The organism is Pseudomonas sp. BCA17 (genome assembly GCF_004519405.1).
Classification (GTDB): domain Bacteria; phylum Pseudomonadota; class Gammaproteobacteria; order Pseudomonadales; family Pseudomonadaceae; genus Aquipseudomonas.
Window position 1 is genome coordinate 85,163 of the sequence record NZ_SGWI01000002.1, and the last position, 18,554, is coordinate 103,716.

An 18,554-nucleotide genomic window follows, 5' to 3' on the forward strand; every position below is an offset into this window, starting at 1 on the left:
CCAGCCGGTTGTCTATTCGCGCCCTACCTTAAGGGAGAGGCGCGTTTAGGTCGAGATTAAATGTTCAGCCGAGGTCAGGTGTTCTGACCGTCAGCGGTATTGGAGGAAGACGTTGTCTCGCCCGAACTGGTCACGCAAAGCTTGAATCAAGCCATCCGCGGGATCAATTCGCCACGTCTCGCCGAATTGCAACATCGCCTTGGCGTCATTGCCGGTGTATTCCATGGTCACAGGGCAAGCGCCACGGTGACGCTTGAGCAGGTCCCCCAACCAGCGTAGCTGATCGCCCTTGAGCGCCTCGGTCTTGACCTTCAAACGCAGGCTTTCCGCCAGGTTGGTGCGGGCATCTTCCATACTCATGACCCGTTTGATCCGCAAGCGCAGGCCACCGGAGAAGTCATCGTTGCTGACCTCCCCTTCCACCACCACCATGGCATCGGTCTGCAGCAGCGATTGCGCAGAGTGGAACGCATCGGCAAACAGCGACGCCTCGATCCGCCCCGAACGGTCGTCGAGGGTGATGAAGCCCATCTTGTCGCCCTTCTTATTCTTCATCACCCGCAGGGCGATGATCATGCCGGCAACGGTCTGGGTGTCGCGGGCGGGCTTCAGGTCGATGATGCGCTGACGGGCAAAACGACGGATTTCCCCTTCGTATTCGTCAATCGGGTGACCGGTAAGGTACAAGCCCAACGTGTCTTTCTCACCCTTGAGACGCTCCTTGAGGGTCAACTCCTTGGCCTTGCGATGGTTCGCGTACACATCCGCGTCCGCTTCGACGAACAGCCCACCAAACAAGTCCGCGTGCCCACTGTCGTGCGTGCGGGCCGTCTGTTCGGCGGCCTTGATCGCCTCTTCCATGGCGGCCAGCAGCACCGCGCGGTTACGGTCGATATTGGCCTGGTAAGCCTTCGGCTCATCATGGAAATAGGGGCCGAGACGGTCAAGTGCGCCACTGCGGATCAGGCCGTCCAGGGTGCGTTTGTTGATGCGTTTGAGGTCAACCCGGGCGCAGAAGTCGAACAGGTCCTTGAAGGGCCCATCCTGACGTGCTTCGGTGATCGCTTCCACCGGGCCTTCGCCGACTCCCTTGATCGCGCCCAGGCCATAGATGATGCGCCCTTCGTCGTTTACCGTGAACTTGAACTCCGAAGCGTTCACGTCCGGTGCGTCGAGGCGCAGCTTCATGGTGCGCACTTCCTCGATCAAGGTCACGACCTTGTCGGTGTTGTGCATGTCCGCCGAGAGTACCGCAGCCATGAACGGCGCCGGGTAGTGGGCTTTCAGCCAGGCGGTCTGGTACGACACCAGGCCGTAGGCAGCGGAGTGGGATTTGTTGAAACCATAACCGGCGAACTTTTCCACCAGGTCGAAAATGTTACCGGCCAGGTCGGCATCGATATTGTTGGTGGCGCAACCTTCAATGAAACCACCGCGCTGCTTGGCCATTTCCTCGGGCTTTTTCTTACCCATGGCCCGACGCAGCATATCCGCACCACCGAGGGTGTAACCGGCCATTACCTGAGCAATCTGCATCACCTGTTCCTGATACAGGATGATGCCGTAGGTCGGTGCCAGTACTGGCTTGAGGCCCTCGTACTGATAATCGGAGTGCGGGTATGCCAGCTCGGCACGCCCGTGCTTGCGGTTGATGAAGTCATCCACCATGCCCGATTGCAACGGGCCCGGCCGGAACAGGGCCACCAGTGCGATCAAGTCTTCCAGGCAGTCGGGCTTGAGCTTTTTGATCAGCTCCTTCATGCCCCGGGATTCAAGCTGGAATACCGCCGTGGTTTCGGCTTTTTGCAGCAACGAATAGGTCGGTTTGTCATCCAGCGGGATGAACGCGATATCCAGCGGCTCTTCGCCAGCCTTGGCGCGGTCGCGGTTGATCGTCTTGAGCGCCCAATCGATGATCGTCAGGGTCCGCAGGCCCAGGAAGTCGAACTTCACTAGGCCGGCCGCTTCCACATCATCCTTGTCGAACTGAGTAACCAGGCCGTCGCCTTCTTCATCGCAGTAGATCGGCGAAAAGTCGGTGAGCTTGGTTGGCGCGATAACCACGCCACCGGCATGTTTACCAACGTTACGCACCACACCTTCGAGCTTGCGGGCCATGTCCCAGATTTCGGCAGCTTCTTCGTCGACCTTGATAAAGTCGCGCAGGATTTCTTCCTGCTCGTAGGCTTTTTCCAGGGTCATGCCGACTTCGAAAGGGATCATCTTCGACAGGCGATCCGCCAGGCCATAGGACTTGCCCTGAACCCGCGCCACGTCGCGGATTACAGCCTTTGCCGCCATGGAACCGAAAGTGATGATCTGGCTTACCGCGTTGCGGCCATATTTCTCGGCCACGTACTCGATCACGCGGTCTCGGCCGTCCATGCAGAAGTCGACGTCGAAGTCGGGCATGGAAACCCGTTCCGGGTTCAGGAACCGCTCGAACAGCAGGTCATACTCCAACGGGTCAAGGTCGGTGATCTTCTGTACATAGGCTACCAGCGAGCCGGCACCCGACCCCCGGCCAGGGCCAACCGGTACGCCGTTGTTCTTGGCCCACTGGATAAAGTCCATCACGATCAGGAAGTAACCGGGGAACCCCATCTGGATAATGATATCCAGCTCGAAATTCAGCCGATCCACGTAGACCTGACGCTTGGCGTCGTAATCCTCGGTGGTGTCCTTGGGCAGCAGAACAGCCAATCGCTCCTCAAGGCCATCGAACGACACCTTGCGGAAATACTCATCGATGGTCATGCCATCGGGAATCGGGAAGTTGGGCAGGAAGTGCTTGCCCAGTTTCACTTCAATGTTGCAGCGCTTGGCGATCTCGACGGAGTTTTCCAGGGCCTCGGGCAGGTCGCTGAACAGCTCGGCCATCTCCTCGGCGCTTTTGAGGTATTGCTCTTCGCTGTAGTTTTTCGAGCGGCGCGGGTCATCCAGGGCCCGGCCTTCGCCGATGCACACGCGCGTTTCGTGGGCCTCGAAATCTTCTTTCTTGATGAAGCGCACATCATTGGTCGCCACCAAAGGTGCGCCCAACTTGTCGGCCAGTGCCACTGCGGCGTGCAGATGCTCTTCGTCGTTTGCTCGATTGGTACGCTGGACTTCCAGGTAAAAACGGTCGGGAAAGACCTTCATCCACTCACTGGCCAGCACTTCGGCTTCCTGGGGATTGCCCCCCAACAGCGCAATGCCGATCTCGCCTTCTTTGGCGGCCGACAGCATTATCAGCCCTTCGCTGGCCTCCGCCACCCACTCGCGCTCGATAATGATCGAGCCATTGCGCTGGCCGTCGATAAAACCACGGGAAATCAGTTCGGTGAGGTTGCGATAGCCCACGCCGTTCATCGCCAACAGGCTGATGCGGCTCAGGGGATTATCCGGGTCCTTGTTGGCCAGCCACAGGTCGGCACCGCAGATCGGCTTGATGCCGGCGCCCATGGCGTTCTTGTAGAACTTGACCAGGGAACACATGTTGTTCTGGTCGGTAACCGCCACCGCAGGCATGTTCATGCCTACCAGGGTTTTGACCAGCGGTTTGATCCGTACCAGGCCGTCGACCAGGGAGTATTCAGTGTGCAGGCGTAGGTGAACGAATGAAGCCGGCATAGTGATCCTGTCTAGATACGTGGAAACAACAAGGCCCGGATTGTACCGGGCCTTGAGCAAAACATCAGCCTCACGACTACACCTCGGTGAGGCTCTCCCGTGCCTCGTAAGCCAGGCGCACCGGGGCGAACGAGCGACGGTGGATCGGCGTAGGGCCGAGACGGGCCAAGGCTTCCAGATGAACGGGTGTGGGGTAGCCCTTGTGACCACCCATGCCGTAGCCTGGGTAGATCAATTCGAAAGCCGCCATTTCACGGTCGCGACTGACCTTGGCCAGGATTGAAGCCGCTGCAATAGCAGGCACCTTGCTATCACCCTTCACCACCGCTTCCGACGGCATCGCCAATTTCGGGCAGCGATTACCATCAATCATCGCCATCTTGGGCGTGATGTGCAGGCCTTCTACCGCACGCTGCATGGCGAGCATGGTGGCGTGCAGGATGTTCAACTCGTCGATTTCTTCGACCTCGGCACGGGCGATATACCAGCTCAGGGCTTTCTCACAGATCTCGTCGTAGAGTTTTTCGCGGCGCGCTTCGGTCAGTTTCTTCGAGTCATCAAGCCCGAGAATCGGACGGTTCGGGTCAAGAATGACTGCCGCCGTAACGACTGCGCCGCACAGCGGCCCGCGTCCTACTTCATCAACACCGGCCACCAGCTCATGAGCTTGGGCAACCAGGCTGAAGTCCAGACCCATCTGCGTGGTCATAGGTTTTCCTGTTTGTGGCCGATCAAGGAGAGTACGGCATCCGCCGCCTGGTTCGACGCATCACGGCGCAACGTGCGGTGAATATCGTCAAAGCCACGGGTCTGCTCTTCGCCGCCATCGATCAAGGGCAGCACGGTTTGCGCCAAAGCTTCAGGGGTCGCATCGTCCTGTAGCAACTCTGGCACCAACAGACGCTGGGCCAGCAGATTGGGCAAGGAGATGTAGGGGCTTTTGACCATGCGCTTGAGAATCCAGAACGTCAGCGGCGCAAGACGATAGGCCACGACCATTGGTCGCTTGTACAGCAAGGCTTCAAGAGTCGCTGTGCCCGAGGCAATCAGCACCGCATCACAGGCCGCGAGCGCCAGGTGCGACTGGCCATCCAGCAGCGTCACCGGCAAGTCACGGCCGACAAGCAGTGCCTCGGCCTGAGCACGACGTTGCGGGCTGGCGCACGGCAGTACGAAACGCACACCGGGTTTCAGGACCATCAAACGCTCGGCGGCATCAAAAAACAACGCGCCCAACCGCCCGACTTCACCGCCGCGGCTGCCTGGCATCAATGCCACCAGCGGGCCATCGGCCAGGCCCAACTCGGCACGCGCTGCTGCGCGATCGGCTTGCAGAGGGATGGTGTCGGCCAATGTGTGACCCACAAAGCGTACCGGCACGCCCTTCTCTTCATAGAATCGGGCTTCGAATGGCAGCAAGGTCAGCATCAAGTCGCAGCCTTCGCGGATCTTCAGCACGCGCTTCTGCCGCCACGCCCACACGGACGGGCTGACGTAGTGCACGGTCTTGATGCCGGCCTGACGCAATTTGAGTTCGATGTTGAGGGTGAAGTCCGGAGCGTCGATGCCGATAAAGACGTCGGGCTTTTCTTCAATAAGTGTCTGGATCAGCAGTTTGCGGCGAGCCAGCAGCTCTCGAAGTCGCCCCAGCACTTCCACCAACCCCATGACGGACAAACGCTCCATGGGAAAATAGGACGTGAGGCCCTCGGCCTGCATCAACGGCCCACCCACTCCAATAAACTCCACGGCAGGGTGCTGGACCTTGAGCGCACGCATCAGGCCAGCCCCCAGAATATCGCCGGAAGCTTCTCCGGCCACCAGCGCTACACGCAGATTGGCCATGATTAACGGGTGATGCCGCGAGTCGACGCCTGGATCGAGTCCCGGAACACCGCCACTTCCGGAAACTGGGCAGCCGACTCGGCCAGTTCGATCAACGCCTGTTCAACCGTCAGCCCTTGGCGGTATACCACTTTGTAGGCGCGACGCAGGGCATGAATCTGGTCTTCGCTGAAACCACGACGGCGCATGCCTTCGAAGTTCATGCTGCGAGCCTCGGCCGGGTTGCCGAATACCGTGACGAATGCCGGAACGTCCTTGCCGATCGCAGTACCCATGCCGGAAAAGCTATGGGCGCCGATGTGGCAGTACTGATGGACCAGTGTGAATCCGGACAGAATCGCCCAGTCGCCAACATGCACATGGCCCGCCAACGCAGTGTTGTTGACCAGGATGCAGTGGTTGCCGATCACACTGTCATGGCCGATGTGCGCATAGGCCATGATCAGGTTGTGATCACCCAACGTGGTCTCGGCACGATCCTGCACGGTGCCACGGTGAATGGTCACACCTTCACGGATGATGTTGTGGTCACCGATTACCAGGCGTGTCTCTTCACCCTTGTACTTCATGTCAGGGGTGTCTTCGCCTACCGAGGAAAACTGGTAGATACGATTGTGCTTACCAATGCGGGTCGGACCTTTAAGGATCACGTGCGGCCCGATGACAGTCCCCTCGCCGATTTCAACACCTGCGCCGACGATCGACCAAGGGCCGACCTCAACGTCGGCGGCCAGGACGGCCGACGGATCGATGATTGCGCGAGGGTCAATCAAACTCATAGTTTGCGTTCCGCACAGATGATCTCAGCCGAGCACACCGGCTTGCCATCCACCGAGGCCTGGCATTCGAACTTCCAGATCTGGCGTTTGCAGCTGATGAACTTGGCTTCCAGGATCAACTGGTCGCCCGGCGTGACCGGATTGCGGAAACGCAGTTTGTCGGAGCCCACGAAATAGTAGAGCGTGCCATCGGCAGGCTTGAGGTCGAGCATTTTGAAACCAAGGATACCGGCAGCCTGGGCCATTGCTTCAATGATCAGCACACCTGGCATGATTGGATGCGCGGGAAAGTGGCCGTTGAAGAAAGGTTCGTTGATGCTGACATTCTTGTAGGCACGAATGCGCTTTTCCTCGACATTGAGGTCCACTACGCGATCCACCAGCAGGAACGGGTAACGGTGAGGCAGGTATTCGCGAATCTCGTTGATGTCCATCATTTCGGGGGGAAGCCTGTAATAAAGATTGGGGGCGGGCGGACTAAAAGCACGCCCCGCTAGCAAATCAAGGAGGCCGTCCAACGGCTGCGCACACTTGATATGGAAATGGTATCAGCCTTCTGATGAAGCATTACCGTCAGGGGTCACGTCCCCAACACGCTTTTCAAGCTGTTTGAGGCGTCGGGCCATGTCGTCAAGCTGCCTCAAGCGCGCTGCACTTTTACGCCACTCAGCCGCCGGTTGCATGGCGGTACCGGAAGAGTAGGCACCTGGCTCGGTAATCGAGTGGGTGACCATGGTCATGCCGGTGATGAAAACGTTGTCGCAAATGTCGATATGCCCCACCAGCCCTACGCCACCGGCGAGCATGCAATGCTTGCCGATTTTGGTGCTACCGGAGATACCGACGCACGCCGCCATGGCGGTGTGATCACCAATCTGCACGTTGTGGGCAATCTGGATCTGGTTGTCGAGCTTCACGCCGTCACCGATCACGGTATCGGCGAGCGCCCCGCGGTCCACGGCGGTGTTGACGCCGATTTCCACGTCATCACCAATCAAAACACCGCCAACCTGGGCAATCTTGTGCCAAACACCCTTGGAATTGGCAAAGCCAAAACCTTCACCGCCGATCACGGCACCCGACTGAATAACCACGCGCTCACCGATACGCACGTCGTGGTAAAGGGTGACACGCGGAGCCAGCCAGCCATCGGCACCGATTTCACAGCGCGCACCGATAAAGCAATGGGCACCCACGGTGACGCCCGCGGCAATGCGCGCGCCACTCTCGATCACGGCAAACGCACCAATGTTGGCCGCAGGGTCAACCCGGGCATCATCGGCAATCACGGCGGTGGGATGAATACCGCCGGCCGCCTTGGGTTTTGGATCGAAAAGGTGCGACGCCTTCGCATACGACAGGTACGGGTCGGCCACCACCAGCGCATCCCCGGCGTAACCCTCAGCATCGGCAGCCTTCAGCAAAACAGCTGCGGCCTGGCAACCGACCAGGTATTTACGGTATTGAGGATTTGCGAGGAAGCTCAACTGAGCTGGGCCAGCCTCCTGCAAGGTGGCTAGCCCAGTGATTTCCTTCTCCGGGGAGCCGTGCAAGACGGCCCCCAGGAACTCGGCCAACTCGCCGAGCTTGATAGTCGCGGTCATGGCTTACTTCAGCTGGTTCATGCGCTCGATCACCTGGCGGGTGATGTCGTATTGAGGCTTGACGTCGATTACGGCGCCACGCTCGAACACCAGGTCAAAGGCACCTTTCTTGATGACTTCTTCCACAGCGCTGTCGAGTTTCGGCTTGAGCTGCTTGAGCATTTCACGGTCAGCAACGGCCTTGGCTTCGTTCAGTTCCTTGGACTGGAACTGGTAGTCACGGGCCTTTTGCTTGAACTCAAGCTCCAGGCGCTCGCGCTCGCCCTGCTGCATCTTGTCGCCACCGGCTACCAGACGATCCTGAATGCCCTTGGCACTGCTTTCCAGGGTCTTGAGCTTGGTCAGTTGCGGACCGAATTTTTTCTCGGCATCCACTGCGTATTTCTTGGCCGCATCGGATTCCAACAGGGCCATCTGATAGTTCAGGACGGCGATTTTCATTTCGGCGAAGGCCGGGGTGGTTACCAGCACAGTTGCCAGCAGGACCAATTGAGTCAACTTACGCACGATGCACTCCTACAGAATCCGTTGTCGTTATCTTGGGTCAGACGCTTAGAACGTCTGGCCGAGGGAGAATTGGAAAATCTGGGTTTCAGCGTTATCCGGTTTCTTGACCGGCATGGCCAGAGCAAAGCTCAACGGGCCCAGTGCAGTCACCCATGTCACGCCAACACCAACGGAGCTCGCCAGGTTGCTGAAGCTCACGTCGTTACACTGCGTATTGGACTTCGAACCATTCGGGTTGGTGACCTGCTCGCACTTGGAGTCGAACACGTTACCCACATCCCAGAAAACCGAGGTACGCAGGGAGCGCTGGTCCTTGACGAACGGCAGCGGGAACAGAATCTCCGCACCACCCTGGATCAGTACGTTACCACCGAATGGCAATGGCTTATCGTCGGTATCTTTCTGAGTCCCCACGTTACCCGTTTCTAGGACGCCACGGCTCGGGGTACCGCGCGGGCCAAGAGTACTGTCCTTAAAGCCACGTACGGAGTTGAAACCACCTGCATAGTAGTTCTCGTAGAACGGCAGACCACTGGTGGAACCATAACCATCGCCATAACCCAGCTCAGTGTGCAGGCGCATGGTGTAGTTATCGCTCAACGGCTGGAACAACTGGCCACGGTAGTCGAGCTTGAAGAACGACAGGTCGCTGCCCGGCGTAGTGGCTTCCAGCGTCAAGCTCTGGGAGTGACCACGGGTCGCCAGAACGCCTTTGTTCAGGGTCGACTCGGACCAGCCCGCCGATGCCTTGAAGTTCAGGAATTGATCGCCTTCCCTACGGGTAAAGTCAAAGATCTCATCCACGGTGTACACACCGGTCTTGATCTTGTCCTGTTGCGCGGTCAGGCCGAAGGTCAGACGCGAGGTCTCACTGATCGGGTAACCAATGTTGGCGCCCACACCCATGCTGTCGATTGCATAGCTAGCAACGTCGACGTCGAGGTCTTTGTAGTCGGTGGTGCGATAGAAGGCGTTGTAGCCCAGGCTCACACCGTCGGCAGTCCAGTAGGGGTCGGTGTAACTGAAGTTATAACGGCTCTGGTATTCGCTTCGGGTCAGGCCGACAGACACACGGTTACCCGTACCGAGGAAGTTGTTCTGCGTGATCGAGCCACCCAGGATCAGACCGGCGCTCTGTGCAAAACCGACGCTGGCGGTAATCGAACCCGAAGCTTGCTCTTCAACGGCGTAGTTCACGTCAACCTGGTCGTCCACACCTGGGACAGCCGGGGTTTCGACGTTGACTTCCTTGAAAAAGCCCAGACGTTCAAGACGGGTCTTGGACTGGTCGATCAGGTAGGTCGACGCCCAGCCACCTTCCATCTGACGCATTTCACGACGCAGCACTTCGTCCGCAGACTTGGTGTTGCCGCGGAAGTTGATGCGGTTCACGTAGGCGCGCTTACCCGGGTCGACCACGAAGGTAATGTCCACGGTGTGGTCATCATCATGCGGGGTCGGTACGCCGTTGACGTTGGCAAAGGTATAGCCTTCGTTACCCAGGCGACGGGTAATCAGTTCGGAAGTGGTGGTCATCAGCTTGCGCGAGAACACCTGGTCTTTCTGCACCAGCAACAGGGACTTCACCTGGTCTTCAGGCACTTTCAGGTCGCCGCTGAGCTTGACGTCGCGAACCTTGTATTTTTCGCCTTCGTTGACGTTGACGGTGATGTAGACGTGCTTCTTGTCCGGGGTGATGGACACCTGGGTGGAAGCGATGTCCATGTTGATATAGCCACGGTCCAGGTAGTAGGAGCGCAGACGCTCCAGGTCACCGGACAGTTTTTCACGGGCGTACTTGTCATCGTTCTTGAAGAACGACAACCAGTTGGTGGTTTTGAGTTCGAACAGGTCGATCAGGTCGTCGTCAGCAAACTTGGTGTTGCCCACCACGTTGATATGCTGAATGGCCGCCACCGTGCCTTCGTTGATGTTGACCTTCAGGCCGACACGGTTACGAGGCTGGGGGATGACTTCGGTTTCCACGGTCGCGGAGTAGCGGCCCTGGGCAACGTACTGACGTTGCAGTTCGTTACGCACACCCTCGAGGGTTGCGCGCTGGAAGATCTCGCCCTCGGCCAGGCCGGACTGCTTGAGGCCTTTCATCAGGTCTTCAGTGGAAATCGCCTTGTTACCCTCGATCGCGATGCTGGCGACGGAAGGTCGTTCGACGACCGTGATGACCAGGACGTTGCCTTCGCGACCCAGCTGGATATCTTGAAAGAACCCGGTTTTGAACAGCGCACGAGTGGATTCCACCAGGCGACGATCATCAGCCTGTTCCCCGACGTTCAACGGCAAGGCACCAAAGACGCTACCCGCGGAAACCCGCTGGAGGCCGTTGACGCGAATATCGGAGATAGTGAAGGACTCGGCGTGAACTTCGGCGATCATCAATACGGTGAGAACCGCAGTTAGCAGCAGACGTTTCATGAAGTCCTTTCTTATTCCAACTGGCAATAAACAAACTGCCGCAAAATGCGGCAGATTCGCAATTCAGCGAAGCGTTACAGACGTCCCAGATCGTTGACCAGAGCTAACAACATCACTCCAACCACCAAGCTGATACCGATCTGTATCCCCCAACCCTGCACCCGATCCGACAAGGGGCGACCACGCACCCACTCGACCAGATAAAACAACAGATGCCCCCCATCCAATACAGGAATAGGCAGCAAATTCAGAACCCCAAGGCTAATACTCAGATAAGCCAGGAAATTCAGGAAATCCGCGACACCCGACTGGGCAGAAGCGCCCGCCACTTTAGCAATGGTTATCGGTCCACTCAAGTTTTTTACCGAGAGCTCGCCGAACAACATTTTCTTGAGGGATTCGAGGGTCAGCACGCTCATGGTCCAGGTGCGTTTCGCGCCTTCGCCGATTGCGGCCAGCGGCCCGAAGCTGACCTCTCGCACCATCGATGCTGGCCACTCGAAACCCTTGACCCCAGCCCCCAGATAACCCCCGGCGGCTTTGGCCTCCCCGCGAACCGACAAGGTGACGGGGACGTCGATTTGAGCACCATCACGTTCAATTTTCAGCACAATTTTGGTATCGGGCCGCACACGAACCAGATCGACCACTTGCTGCCAGTCACCGAGTGGCTGGCCATCCAGGGCCAACAGGCGATCTCCGGCTTTCAGGCCTGCGGCCTGGGCCGGACCTTTCGGATCCAGCTCCGCCAGCACGGGCGGCAACGCCGGCCGCCACGGGCGAATCCCCAGGGACTTGATCGGGTCAGGCTCATCCGCACCCTTGAGCCAATGATCCAGGGCCAGTTCACGCGCCGTCTCAATAGTGGAGTCCTGATCGCGGACCCCAACACTGACGGTACCGCTCTCCCCCAGACGCCGCACCAGTTGCAAGTTGACCGCGCCCCAACCGGTGGTTGGTTCGCCATCAATGGAAACAATTTCCTGACCTGCGACCAGACCAGCCTTGGCCGCCATGCTATCCGCTTCGACCGCACCGATAACCGGACGCACCTGCTGGCTGCCCAGCATGGCGAGAACCCAGAAGAACACCATCGCCAACAGGAAGTTGGCAATCGGACCGGCGGCGACAATTGCGATACGCTGACGAACGGTCTTGCGATTGAAAGACTGGTCCAACTGGTCCGCAGGCACTTCCCCTTCGCGCTCGTCGAGCATTTTGACGTAGCCACCCAGTGGTATGGCTGCAATCACGAACTCAGTGCCACGACGATCATGCCAGCGCAGCAAGGGCATGCCGAAACCGACTGAAAAGCGCAGTACCTTGACGCCGCAACGACGCGCCACCCAAAAGTGGCCGAATTCGTGGAAGGTCACCAACACACCCAGAGCAACCAGGGTGCCGACAATCATGTAGAGCGCACTCATCTAATTTCTCCGCCTTTCAATCCAGTGCCTGAGGACTCAACTCCACCTGCAGGCTAACGCGCGTTGCGGTTCAACCATTGCTCGGCCAGGCCTCGGGCCTTCATATCCGCTTCAAACACAGCGCCCAAGTCGTTAACAGCGACCACAGGCTCCAGACTCAGGACATCCTCGATAATACTCGCGATCTGCGGAAAGCGGATGCGCCGCTCAAGAAACGCCGCTACCGCCACCTCATTGGCTGCATTGAGCATCGCCGGCGCACTGTTACCCGCCTGCGCCGCCTGACGCGCCAGGCGCAGACAAGGAAAGCGCTGCTCGTCCGGCGCTTCGAAGTCCAGACGGGCAATTGCAAACAGGTCCAATGGCGCCACACCGGAATCAATACGTTCCGGCCAAGCCAGGGCATTGGCGATGGGCGTACGCATGTCCGGGTTGCCCAACTGCGCCAGCACCGAACCATCCACGTAATCGACCAGGGAATGAATCACACTTTGCGGATGAACCACCACCTCGACCTGATCCGGCCGGGCATCAAACAGCCAGCAAGCCTCAATCAGTTCCAAGCCCTTGTTCATCATGCTCGCCGAATCCACGGAGATTTTGCGCCCCATGGACCAGTTCGGGTGCGCACAGGCCTGATCCGGAGAAACATGTTCCAGCTCAGCCAGAGGCGTCTGCCGGAACGGCCCACCGGAGGCCGTCAACAGAATCCGGCGCACACCGACCTGGCTCAAGCCACGCGCAAAGTCACCCGGCATGCACTGGAAAATCGCGTTATGTTCGCTGTCGAGGGGCAGCAGTACCGCGCCACTCTTGCGCACCGCCTGCATAAAGAGCGCGCCAGACATGACCAACGCTTCTTTATTGGCCAGCAGAATCTTCTTGCCCGCATCGACCGCCGCCAGCGTCGGGCGCAAACCCGCCGCACCGACAATTGCAGCCACGACGGTGTCCACCTCGGCATCGGCCGCCACCTGGCACAACCCCGCCTCGCCCACCAACACCTGAGTGGCCAGGCCGGCAGCCCGCAGGTCGTCCTGCAGACCACGCGCCACCGCCGCCTCGGGCACCACAGCAAAACGTGGCGAGTGGCGCACGCACAGCGCCAGCAACTCGCTCAGCCGCGTAAAACCGGTCAGGGCAAATACTTGATAGCGATCAGGATGACGAGCAATCACATCCAAGGTGCTCAGCCCCACCGAACCGGTCGCGCCCAGTACGGTGACTTGCTGTAGACGGCTCACGAGGCAGTCATCCACAACAACACGGCAAAGATCGGAATCGCCGCCGTGAGGCTGTCGATACGATCCAATACACCACCATGACCTGGAAGCAGGTTACTGCTGTCCTTGATACCGGCCTGGCGCTTGAACATGCTTTCAGTGAGGTCACCCACCACCGAAACGAACACGACAATAGCGGTGCCCAGCAGCGCCAGGAAGATTTCCTTCACCGACCAGTTGCGCACAATGCCGACCACCAGCGTAATCACCAGGGTCAATGCCAGGCCGCCGTAAACACCTTCCCAGCTCTTGCCCGGACTGACAGCCGGCGCCAGCTTGCGCTTGCCGAACGCCCGACCGGAGAAGTAGGCACCAATATCAGCCCCCCAGACCAACACCATTACGGCCATGATCAACCAGTTACCCATGGACGAATTCTTGATCTCCACCAGGCCTTGCCAGGCGGGCAGCAGGATCAACAAGCCAATCACCAGCTTGCACGCCACACTGGACCACTGGCCGCTGGTACGTGGATAGCTGAGCACCAGGAATGTCGCCAGCGCCCACCACAGCACCGCCGCTCCCAACACCCAAGGCACGATGATGCTCGACAGGGTATGCATCAGGAACAGTGACAGCGCCACGAATGCCGCATACACCACTCGCGGCATTTGGGCATTGAAACCTGCCAGGCGCGCCCATTCCCAGGCCCCGAGCGTCACGACCACGCCGATGAACAGCGCAAAGCCGGAACCGTCGAGCAGGAAAAAACCGCACAAGGCGATTGGCAGCAGGATCAGCGCCGTGATGATTCGTTGTTTAAGCATTTAAACCCGGGCTCCAGCTTCGATCTGCTCGCTCGTTTTACCAAAGCGACGCTGACGGGAAGCGAAATCGGCCAGTGCGTTACGCATGGCATCGTGTTTGAAGTCCGGCCAGAACAGGTCGGAGAAGTACAATTCGGTGTAGGCCAACTGCCACAGCAGAAAATTGCTGATGCGGTGCTCGCCACCGGTACGGATACACAAGTCCGGCAACGGCAGGTCGCCGGTCACCAGGCAGGTTTGCAACAGTTCGGGCGTAATGTCGTCCGGCCGCAGATGGCCGGCCTGCACTTCGCGGGCCAGGCGTTGCGCAGCCTGGGCAATATCCCACTGACCACCGTAGTTGGCTGCAATCTGCAGCACAAAACGGTTGGCACCGGCAGTCATCGCCTCGGCTTCGCGCATGGCCGCTTGCAGCTCCGGATGGAACCGCGAGCGATCACCAATGATGCGCAGACTGATGTTGTTATCGTTGAGGCGCTTGGCCTCACGCCGCAGCGCCTTGAAGAACAGGTCCATCAGGGCCGTGACTTCATCGGCGGGCCGCTGCCAGTTCTCGCTGGAGAAGGCAAACAGCGTCAACACTTCAACCTTGGCCTCGGCGCACACCTCAATGACGGCGCGCACCGCATCGACACCCGCTTTATGCCCGGCAACACCCGGCATAAAGCGTTTTTTCGCCCAGCGATTATTCCCATCCATGATGATCGCGACATGGCGCGGTACCACGGAGGGCACAGTCTGCTTGGTCTTTTCCATGAAGGCGTCCTGACCCCTTATACGGCCATCAGGTCCTTTTCTTTTTCGTCAGTCGCCTTGGTGATCTGAGCCTCGGCGTCTTTGGTCAACTTGTCGATATCGGCGACGGCGCGACGCTCTTCGTCTTCGCTGATTTCTTTGTCCTTGACCAGCTTCTTCAGATCACCCAGCGCATCGCGACGGATGTTGCGCACGGCAACACGCGCGTCCTCAGCTGCGCTACGGGCCTGCTTGGTGAAGCCCTTGCGGGTTTCTTCAGTCAGGGCAGGCATGGAGATCAACAGCAACTCGCCCAGGTTGGTCGGGTTGAGGTTCAAGCCGGCGCTCTGGATGGCTTTGTCGACGGCAGCGAGCATGTTGCGCTCGAACGCCACGACTTGCAGGGTACGCGAGTCCTTGACCGTTACGTTGGCCACGCTGCTCAGCGGGGTGTCGGCGCCGTAGTAAGGCACCATGACGCTGCCCAGGATGCTCGGGTGCGCCTTGCCAGTACGAATCTGGCCAAATGCGTGGCTCAGAGACTCCAGGGATTTCTGCATACGCGCTTGGGCGTCTTTCTTGATTTCGTTGATCATTGTTGGCCTTCCTCGATCAAAGTCCCTTCCGCGCCGCCGTGTACGATATTCAGCAGGGCGCCGGGCTTGTTCATGTTAAATACGCGCAGCGGCATCTGGTGGTCGCGGCACAGGCAGATTGCTGTCAGGTCCATCACGCCCAGCTTGCGATCCAGCACTTCATCGTAGGTCAGATGATCGAACTTCTCGGCATGCGGGTCTTTGAATGGGTCCGCGGTGTATACACCGTCCACTTTGGTTGCCTTGAGCACCACGTCGGCATCGATTTCGATAGCGCGCAGGCACGCAGCCGAATCGGTCGTGAAGAACGGGTTACCCGTGCCGGCAGCAAAGATCACCACTTCCTTGGCGTTCAGGTGACGCATGGCTTTGCGACGATCATAGTGATCGGTCACGCCGACCATGGAAATAGCCGACATCACGATAGCCGAGATATTGGCACGCTCCAGGGCATCACGCATGGCCAGGGCGTTCATCACAGTGGCCAGCATGCCCATGTGGTCGCCAGTGACCCGATCCATGCCGGCCGCACTCAGCGCCGCACCACGGAACAGGTTGCCACCTCCAATCACCAGGCCGACCTGGACACCGATACCGACCAATTGGCCGACTTCAAGCGCCATGCGATCGAGCACCTTGGGATCGATCCCGAACTCTTCCGAGCCCATCAGGGCCTCGCCGCTAAGCTTGAGTAGAATGCGTTTATAGCGAGCCTGATAACCACTGCCCTGCTGAGCCATTGCGAATCTCTCCTGCGGCGTATTTTTAAAAAATTCTTGGCGAGCCGTTTACGGCTTGCGTTCACTCTAGCTGGACGCTATCACAGCGCCATCGGAACACGGCTTTGTAAGCCAGTTCCGAAAGGAAACCAAATAAAATTGGCCTTCCCATTTGAAAAGAGGCTGCGCGCGTGAGCGGGCAGCCTCTTTCGGGCGACAGTTGAAAACTGTCTTATTGCTTGGCGGCAGCCAGCTGGGCAGCAACTTCTTCAGCGAAGTTGTCGACCGGCTTCTCGATGCCTTCGCCTACTTTGAAGTAAGTGAAGGAAACGATTTCAGCACCGGCTTTCTTGGCCAGTTCGCCAACCTTGATTTCAGGGTTCTTGACGAACGCTTGCTCAACCAGGCTCGCTTCAGCCAGGAACTTGCTGATACGGCCTTTGACCATGTTCTCAACAATGTTTTCTGGCTTGCCGGCGATTTTGTCGGCGTTCAGGGTCAGGAACACACCCTTCTCACGTTCGATCGCTTCAGCGGAAACTTCCGATGGCAGCAGGAATTCAGGGTTGGTCGCCGCTACGTGCATAGCGATGTCTTTGGCCAGCTCAACGTCGCCGCCCTTCAGAACAACAGCTACACCGATCTTGTTGCCGTGCAGGTAACCACCAACAACATCACCTTCCACGCGGGTCAGGCGACGGATGTTGACGTTTTCGCCAACTTTGCCGACCAGTACCAGGCGATCAGCTTCTTGAGCTTCGATCAGAGGCTCAACGGTGGTCAGCTTGTCGTCAAATGCTTTCTTGACGCTGGCAGCAACGAATGCCTTGAAGTCATCTTGCAGAGCCAGGAAGTCGGTCTGCGAGTTCACTTCCAGCAGAACTGCGGCTTTACCGTCTTCAACCAGAGCGATTGCGCCTTCAGCAGCGACGTTGCCTGCTTTCTTGGCAGCCTTGATGGCGCCGGAAGCACGCATGTCGTCGATGGCTTTTTCGATGTCGCCGCCAGCCTTGGTCAAGGCCTTTTTGCAATCCATCATGCCTTCGCCAGTACGCTCACGCAGTTCTTTAACCAACGCTGCAGTAATCTCTGCCATTTCAAAATCCTCTTGGATAGGTTTTCAACCATTCCACCCGATCAAACGGGCGTTCAATTCTTCCCGAATCTTCCTTGTAGGCTGCCGCACGTTACAGAGCAATGATGCGCTGCCACAAGTGAGCGCCAACAAATGGTTTTCGAGGTGGCAAAAAGGGGGCCAAGCCCCCTTTTTGCTTACTGAGTCAACGCCAGGGCGTCAATTACTCAGCGGCAGCTACCGGAGCTTCTTCAGCGAACTGCTCGGTACCACCAGCAACGTGGTTGCGACCACGGATTACAGCGTCAGCCATCGAACCCATGTACAGCTGGATAGCGCGGATTGCGTCATCGTTGCCTGGGATGATGTAGTCAACGCCTTCCGGGCTGCTGTTGGTATCGACTACGCCGATAACAGGGATGCCCAGCTTGTTGGCTTCGGTGATCGCGATGCGCTCGTGATCAACGTCGATTACGAACAGTGCGTCAGGCAGACCGCCCATGTCCTTGATACCACCCAGGGAACGATCGAGCTTTTCCAGGTCACGGGAGCGCATCAGCGCTTCTTTCTTGGTCAGCTTGGCGAAAGTACCGTCTTCAGCTTGCACTTCAAGGTCACGCAGACGCTTGATGGAAGCACGGATGGTTTTGAAGTTGGTCAGCATGCCGCCCAACCAGCGGTGATCGACGTACGGCGAACCGCAACGTGCTGCTTCTTCAGCAACGATCTTGCCAGCGGAACGCTTGGTGCCGACGAACAGGATCTTGTTTTTGCCCTGGGCCAGACGCTCTACGAAAGTCAGAGCTTCGTTGAACATTGGCAGGGTTTTTTCAAGGTTGATAATGTGGATCTTGTTACGCGCGCCGAAAATGTACTTGCCCATTTTCGGGTTCCAGTAACGGGTCTGGTGACCGAAGTGCACACCGGCCTTCAGCATATCGCGCATGTTGACTTGGGACATGATAGTTCCTTAATAAGTCGGGTTTGGCCTCCACGTATCCCAATGACCAACCAGCGGCATCAAGGCCTCCGGCACCCAGGTCATCGTGTCGACACGTGTGTGGATTTAAGCTTCACGGGGCATCCCCGGAAAGCGGCGCATTTTATACCACAAGAAGTCAAAAAACGAAACCCGCAATGACATTTGCCGCCCGCTGCCTTTGCCTGAGCCT

At 58.2% G+C, this 18,554-nt stretch carries 16 protein-coding genes; all 16 read right to left on the reverse strand.

Annotated elements, in window-relative coordinates; translation table 11 throughout:
- Positions 1–90 precede the first annotated feature (90 nt).
- Positions 91–3,612: a DNA polymerase III subunit alpha gene (dnaE, locus tag EXW71_RS09170; protein WP_123714901.1), complete on the reverse strand. Its 3,522-nt coding sequence runs from the start codon at positions 3,610–3,612 to the stop codon at positions 91–93.
- A gap of 76 nt (positions 3,613–3,688) precedes the next feature.
- The gene (gene rnhB, locus EXW71_RS09175) at positions 3,689–4,321 is read right to left on the reverse strand and encodes a ribonuclease HII (RefSeq protein WP_134658111.1); all 633 of its coding nucleotides are present in this window, start codon (positions 4,319–4,321) and stop codon (positions 3,689–3,691) included.
- Complete coding sequence (gene lpxB, locus EXW71_RS09180; RefSeq protein WP_134658113.1) at positions 4,318–5,457, reverse strand: lipid-A-disaccharide synthase; 1,140 nt, start codon at positions 5,455–5,457, stop codon at positions 4,318–4,320. Before lpxB ends, rnhB begins: the two co-directional genes overlap by 4 nt.
- 2 nt (positions 5,458–5,459) lie before the next feature.
- Positions 5,460–6,236: an acyl-ACP--UDP-N-acetylglucosamine O-acyltransferase gene (gene lpxA, locus EXW71_RS09185; RefSeq protein ID WP_134658115.1), complete on the reverse strand. Its 777-nt coding sequence runs from the start codon at positions 6,234–6,236 to the stop codon at positions 5,460–5,462.
- Positions 6,233–6,673, reverse strand: a complete 441-nt coding sequence (fabZ, locus tag EXW71_RS09190) for a 3-hydroxyacyl-ACP dehydratase FabZ (RefSeq protein WP_003172281.1) — start codon at positions 6,671–6,673, stop codon at positions 6,233–6,235. Before fabZ ends, lpxA begins: the two co-directional genes overlap by 4 nt.
- Before the next feature lie 111 nt (positions 6,674–6,784).
- The gene (gene lpxD, locus EXW71_RS09195; RefSeq protein ID WP_134658117.1) at positions 6,785–7,840 is read right to left on the reverse strand and encodes a UDP-3-O-(3-hydroxymyristoyl)glucosamine N-acyltransferase; all 1,056 of its coding nucleotides are present in this window, start codon (positions 7,838–7,840) and stop codon (positions 6,785–6,787) included.
- A 3-nt stretch (positions 7,841–7,843) separates the two neighbouring features.
- Complete coding sequence (locus EXW71_RS09200; protein ID WP_003172279.1) at positions 7,844–8,347, reverse strand: OmpH family outer membrane protein; 504 nt, start codon at positions 8,345–8,347, stop codon at positions 7,844–7,846.
- Between the two features lie 45 nt (positions 8,348–8,392).
- Positions 8,393–10,780: an outer membrane protein assembly factor BamA gene (gene bamA / locus EXW71_RS09205; RefSeq protein WP_123714896.1), complete on the reverse strand. Its 2,388-nt coding sequence runs from the start codon at positions 10,778–10,780 to the stop codon at positions 8,393–8,395.
- A 74-nt stretch (positions 10,781–10,854) separates the two neighbouring features.
- A complete protein-coding gene (gene rseP / locus EXW71_RS09210) occupies positions 10,855–12,207 on the reverse strand; it encodes a sigma E protease regulator RseP (protein WP_134658119.1) in 1,353 nt (450 codons plus the stop codon).
- Positions 12,208–12,260: 53 nt separating this feature from the next.
- Positions 12,261–13,451, reverse strand: a complete 1,191-nt coding sequence (gene ispC, locus EXW71_RS09215; protein WP_134658121.1) for a 1-deoxy-D-xylulose-5-phosphate reductoisomerase — start codon at positions 13,449–13,451, stop codon at positions 12,261–12,263.
- Positions 13,448–14,257, reverse strand: coding sequence for a phosphatidate cytidylyltransferase (locus EXW71_RS09220; RefSeq protein WP_134658123.1), 810 nt, complete (start codon positions 14,255–14,257; stop codon positions 13,448–13,450). The genes ispC and EXW71_RS09220 overlap by 4 nt, the downstream gene beginning before the upstream one ends.
- A complete protein-coding gene (gene uppS, locus EXW71_RS09225) occupies positions 14,258–15,013 on the reverse strand; it encodes a polyprenyl diphosphate synthase (RefSeq protein ID WP_134658125.1) in 756 nt (251 codons plus the stop codon).
- 17 nt (positions 15,014–15,030) lie between these two features.
- Positions 15,031–15,588, reverse strand: a complete 558-nt coding sequence (frr, locus tag EXW71_RS09230) for a ribosome recycling factor (RefSeq protein WP_123714891.1) — start codon at positions 15,586–15,588, stop codon at positions 15,031–15,033.
- Complete coding sequence (gene pyrH, locus EXW71_RS09235) at positions 15,585–16,328, reverse strand: UMP kinase (RefSeq protein WP_047277210.1); 744 nt, start codon at positions 16,326–16,328, stop codon at positions 15,585–15,587. Before pyrH ends, frr begins: the two co-directional genes overlap by 4 nt.
- Positions 16,329–16,539: 211 nt before the next feature.
- Positions 16,540–17,403, reverse strand: coding sequence for a translation elongation factor Ts (gene tsf / locus EXW71_RS09240; protein WP_123714890.1), 864 nt, complete (start codon positions 17,401–17,403; stop codon positions 16,540–16,542).
- A 202-nt stretch (positions 17,404–17,605) separates the two neighbouring features.
- The gene (gene rpsB, locus EXW71_RS09245) at positions 17,606–18,343 is read right to left on the reverse strand and encodes a 30S ribosomal protein S2 (RefSeq protein ID WP_003172263.1); all 738 of its coding nucleotides are present in this window, start codon (positions 18,341–18,343) and stop codon (positions 17,606–17,608) included.
- Positions 18,344–18,554 lie beyond the last annotated feature (211 nt).

What these genes read in the sequence shown, in the direction of transcription:
- lpxA (WP_134658115.1), bottom strand. Translation starts at nt 6,236, where the DNA reads ATGAGTTTGATTGACCCTCGCGCAATCATCGATCCGTCGGCCGTCCTG.
- lpxD (WP_134658117.1), bottom strand. Translation starts at nt 7,840, where the DNA reads ATGACCGCGACTATCAAGCTCGGCGAGTTGGCCGAGTTCCTGGGGGCC.
- tsf (WP_123714890.1), bottom strand. Translation starts at nt 17,403, where the DNA reads ATGGCAGAGATTACTGCAGCGTTGGTTAAAGAACTGCGTGAGCGTACT.
- uppS (WP_134658125.1), bottom strand. Translation starts at nt 15,013, where the DNA reads ATGGAAAAGACCAAGCAGACTGTGCCCTCCGTGGTACCGCGCCATGTC.
- rseP (WP_134658119.1), bottom strand. Translation starts at nt 12,207, where the DNA reads ATGAGTGCGCTCTACATGATTGTCGGCACCCTGGTTGCTCTGGGTGTG.
- frr (WP_123714891.1), bottom strand. Translation starts at nt 15,588, where the DNA reads ATGATCAACGAAATCAAGAAAGACGCCCAAGCGCGTATGCAGAAATCC.
- bamA (WP_123714896.1), bottom strand. Translation starts at nt 10,780, where the DNA reads ATGAAACGTCTGCTGCTAACTGCGGTTCTCACCGTATTGATGATCGCC.
- rnhB (WP_134658111.1), bottom strand. Translation starts at nt 4,321, where the DNA reads ATGACCACGCAGATGGGTCTGGACTTCAGCCTGGTTGCCCAAGCTCAT.
- EXW71_RS09220 (WP_134658123.1), bottom strand. Translation starts at nt 14,257, where the DNA reads ATGCTTAAACAACGAATCATCACGGCGCTGATCCTGCTGCCAATCGCC.
- rpsB (WP_003172263.1), bottom strand. Translation starts at nt 18,343, where the DNA reads ATGTCCCAAGTCAACATGCGCGATATGCTGAAGGCCGGTGTGCACTTC.
- dnaE (WP_123714901.1), bottom strand. Translation starts at nt 3,612, where the DNA reads ATGCCGGCTTCATTCGTTCACCTACGCCTGCACACTGAATACTCCCTG.
- pyrH (WP_047277210.1), bottom strand. Translation starts at nt 16,328, where the DNA reads ATGGCTCAGCAGGGCAGTGGTTATCAGGCTCGCTATAAACGCATTCTA.
- lpxB (WP_134658113.1), bottom strand. Translation starts at nt 5,457, where the DNA reads ATGGCCAATCTGCGTGTAGCGCTGGTGGCCGGAGAAGCTTCCGGCGAT.
- fabZ (WP_003172281.1), bottom strand. Translation starts at nt 6,673, where the DNA reads ATGATGGACATCAACGAGATTCGCGAATACCTGCCTCACCGTTACCCG.